The following is a 3,530-nucleotide window of genomic DNA, read 5'->3' as shown; positions in this document are numbered from 1 at the left end:
CTCGTCTTCCTTGCGCAGGCCGGCGAAGGACATCTTCGTGCCCTTGGCATAGTCGCGCGGCTTCTCGAGGAAGGTTGCGAGTTTCTCGGGCGTCCACTCGCCTTCGGCTTCCGCCAGAGCGGTGAGCGCGTCCGAATAGGTGAAATCGGCTTCTGCCGCGATGCCGCGCCCGAGGATGTTGTTCAACTCCGGGCCGACCTTGTTCTCAGCGCCCTCGCCCACCGCATGGCAGGCCGCGCATTTGCGAAAAATCTTCTCGCCCTTCGCCGCGTCGCCGTCGGCCAGGGCAACCCCAGCCGACAGGCTCAAAAGGCACGCAGTCGCGAGCAGTTTGTCGATCATTGCTTTCCTCCCCCCTTAATCGGGCTCTTGCTACTTCAGTCTTTCGGCGTGCCAGGCCACGTGATCCCCCGCGAACGAATTCACGAAAAAATACGAGTGGTCGTAGCCCGCCTGCATCCGGACGGTGCCCGGCTGCCGACGTTTTGCGATGGCCGCGGCCAGTGCCTCGGGCTTCAGCAGGTCGAGGAACTGGTCGCTCGCCCCCTGGTCCACGAGGATGTCGCTTTTCCAGCCGTGCTCCTCCAGCAGCAGCGTGGAATCGTGTTCCGCCCAGCAGCCCTCGTCGTCGCCGAGATAGGCCGAGAGCTGCTTGCGCCCCCAGTCCGACTGGGTGGGATGCGCGATCGGAGCGAAGGCCGACAGGCTGTCGTACAGCTCCGGGTTGCGCATCGCGATGGTCAGCGCCCCGTGTCCGCCCATGGAGTGGCCGGTGATGCCGTGGCGATCGCCGATGCCGTCCATACCCGACACGATGCCGCGCAGCTCGGAGACGACGTAGTCGTACATCCGGTAGTGCGGCTTCCACGGGTCGCGCTTGGCGTTGACGTAGAACCCGGCCCCCTGCCCGAGGTCATAGGCCTCGTCGTTGGCAACACCTTCGCCGCGCGGCGAGGTGTCGGGAAACACGACCGCAAGGCCGTGTTTCGCCGCGTGTTCCTGGAAACCGCCCTTGGTCATGGCGTTCTCGTGGGTGCAGGTGAGACCCGAGAGATACCACAGCACCGGAACGGGGCCGACCTTGGCCTGCGGCGGCAGGTAGACCGCGAAGGTCATGTCGCAGCCGCAGGTTTCCGAAGCGTGGCGGTAGACGCCCTGCGTTCCGCCGAAGCTCCGGTTTTCGGAAACGATCTCCATCAGTACTCGACCACCGCGCGGATCGACTTGCCTTCGTGCATGAGGTCGAAGCCGTGGTTGATCTCGTCGAGCGTGAGCTTGTGCGTGATCATCGGGTCGATCTCGATCTTGCCGTCCATGTACCAGTCGACGAACTTCGGCACGTCGGTGCGGCCCTTGGCGCCCCCGAAGGCGGTGCCCTTCCAGACGCGGCCAGTCACAAGCTGGAACGGACGGGTGCTGATTTCCGCGCCCGCGGGTGCCACGCCGATGATCACCGACACGCCCCAGCCGCGGTGCGAGCATTCGAGCGCGTCGCGCATGACCTTGACGTTGCCGGTCGCGTCGAACGAGTAATCCACGCCGCCGATCTGGTCGATGCCGCGCTTGGTGAGGTTGACGATCTCGGCAACCGTGTTCTCGACCTTGGACGGGTTGACGAAGTGGGTCATGCCGAACTTCTTCGCCATCTCGGCCTTGTCGTCGTTCAGGTCGACACCGATGATCATGTCGCAGCCCGCCATGCGCAGGCCCTGGATCACGTTGAGGCCGATGCCGCCGAGGCCGAAGACCGCCGCGGTCGAGCCGATCTCGACACCCGCGGTGTTGATCACCGCGCCGATGCCGGTGGTGACGCCGCAGCCGATGTAGCAGATCTTGTCGAAGGGCGCGTCCTCGCGGACCTTTGCCAGCGCGATCTCGGGCATCACGGTGTGGTTCGCGAAGGTCGAGCAGCCCATGTAGTGATAGATCGGCGTGCCATCGAGCATCTTGAAGCGCGTGGTGCCGTCCGGCATCAGGCCCTGACCCTGGGTGTTGCGGATCGCGGTGCAGAGGTTGGTCTTGCCACTGAGGCAGGACGCGCACTCACGGCACTCGGGGGTGTAGAGCGGGATCACGTGATCGCCGGGCTTCAGCGTGGTGACGCCCTCGCCCACTTCGAGCACGACGCCGGCGCCCTCGTGACCCAGGATGCAGGGGAAGAGCCCCTCGGGGTCTGCACCCGAGCGGGTGAATTCGTCGGTGTGGCAGAGGCCTGTGGCCTTGATCTCGACCAGGACCTCACCGGCCTTTGGGCCTTCGAGTTCCACTTCCATGATTTCGAGCGGTTTGCCGGCTTCCAAGGCCACGGCTGCACGGGTGCGCATGCAGGCTCCCTCCTGACTAGACAACGTTTCTGACGCTCTGCGGCGTTTGCCCAGAGTATGGGTGCGCGGTTGCATACCGAACAATACAGCCAATGGTGGGTATTCCCCGGAATGGACCTCGCGCGCACGCTGTTTCATAGTTGGCCGAGGGAGGAAAGAACGATGTGGACATATCGCTTTATCACGATTGGTGCGCTGCTCATCACCTGTGCAACACCCCTTGCCGCGGCCGATTTCTCGGACCCGAGCTGGCCCTGCATCCAGCGCAAGGTAGACCGTCTGTCGCCCGGGCTGATGTGGCCTGCGCCGCTTGAGGAGATGGCCCTGGAAGACGACCGGGACCGTGCCGCAGACGAGCTGGCCGAGACCCTCGTGCTGCGCCGGGTCGATCTCGACAGCGCCCGGGCCGAGGTCGAGAGCTTCGCCGACTCGCAGGGGCACGATCAGGCGCTGATGGGCGAGGTGTTCAGCCGGGTTTTCGACACGCTGTCGCACCGGCGGACCCGGATCATCGACGGAATCGGGAAGTTCTCGCTGAGCCAGATCGCGCTGTCCGAGCGCATCGACGGCGCCCGCGCCGAGATGGACGCGCAGATGGCGACCGACTCGCCGGATTACGACCGGGTCGATGCGCTCGAGGAACAGGTGGACTGGGACCAGCGAATCTTCACCGACCGCCAGCGGACCATCACCTATCTCTGCGAGACACCGCAGCTGCTCGAGAAGCGGCTCTACGCCATCGCGCAGATGCTGCACGAGGCCGGTCAGCCCGACGGGGGCTGATGCCGCGCGGGGACCCGGACGCCGGATGCCTCCGGCGGGAGTTTGTCTGGCAAGATGAAGGGCCGGCGCCCTTGGGCGTGCCCGCGTCCCTTGTGGAGGTCACTCCCATTCCAGCTCGGTGAAGGCCACCGTGGCGTTGCGGGCGTTGAAGGCCTCGAAGAGCTGCCACGCTCCGGCCTCGCCCTGCGCGATGTGCTGTACCGCCCCGGCAAGCCGCTCGCCCGCGTCGATGGCAGCGCGGGTGTCCGAGGCCAGCAGGTCGAGGTAACGCGCCAAGGGCTCGCCGCCCTCGGGCCATTCGAGCACCGGCCCGCCATGCCCGGGAATCAGCCGCGCGGCCTCGATGCCCTGCAGATCCGCCAGCACCGCCTGCCAGCCGCGCAGGCTGCCGTCGAGCGCCGGGATATGTTCATCAAAGACAAG

4 protein-coding genes and 1 pseudogene are annotated in these 3,530 nt (G+C 65.8%); 1 reads left to right on the top strand and 4 read right to left on the bottom strand.

Annotation, left to right across the window (positions count from 1 at the left end; genetic code table 11):
* The 3 genes from HC022_RS21445 to HC022_RS21435 form a co-directional block, all read right to left on the bottom strand.
* Window positions 1–342 (bottom strand): cytochrome c family protein (locus tag HC022_RS21445; RefSeq protein WP_167453768.1); only part of this gene is annotated, 342 nt, incomplete at its 3' end.
* A gap of 30 nt (window positions 343–372) precedes the next feature.
* Complete coding sequence (fghA, locus tag HC022_RS21440; RefSeq protein ID WP_008887450.1) at window positions 373–1,197, bottom strand: S-formylglutathione hydrolase; 825 nt, start codon at window positions 1,195–1,197, stop codon at window positions 373–375.
* On the bottom strand, window positions 1,197–2,324 hold the full coding sequence (locus HC022_RS21435) for an S-(hydroxymethyl)glutathione dehydrogenase/class III alcohol dehydrogenase (protein ID WP_008887464.1): 1,128 nt from the start codon (window positions 2,322–2,324) through the stop codon (window positions 1,197–1,199). Before HC022_RS21435 ends, fghA begins: the two co-directional genes overlap by 1 nt.
* A 162-nt stretch (window positions 2,325–2,486) precedes the next feature.
* Here HC022_RS21435 and HC022_RS21430 point away from each other — a divergent pair, with 162 nt between their 5' ends.
* A complete protein-coding gene (locus tag HC022_RS21430) occupies window positions 2,487–3,107 on the top strand; it encodes a hypothetical protein (RefSeq protein ID WP_008887554.1) in 621 nt (206 codons plus the stop codon).
* A gap of 99 nt (window positions 3,108–3,206) precedes the next feature.
* Here HC022_RS21430 and HC022_RS21425 read toward each other — a convergent pair.
* A pseudogene (locus tag HC022_RS21425) lies at window positions 3,207–3,530 on the bottom strand (MBL fold metallo-hydrolase); the annotation flags it as partial.

Origin of the sequence: Salipiger sp. HF18, assembly GCF_011806505.1 — a bacterium.
Lineage (GTDB): Bacteria > Pseudomonadota > Alphaproteobacteria > Rhodobacterales > Rhodobacteraceae > Salipiger > Salipiger thiooxidans.
This window is presented reverse-complemented; position numbering and strand designations above follow the sequence as displayed.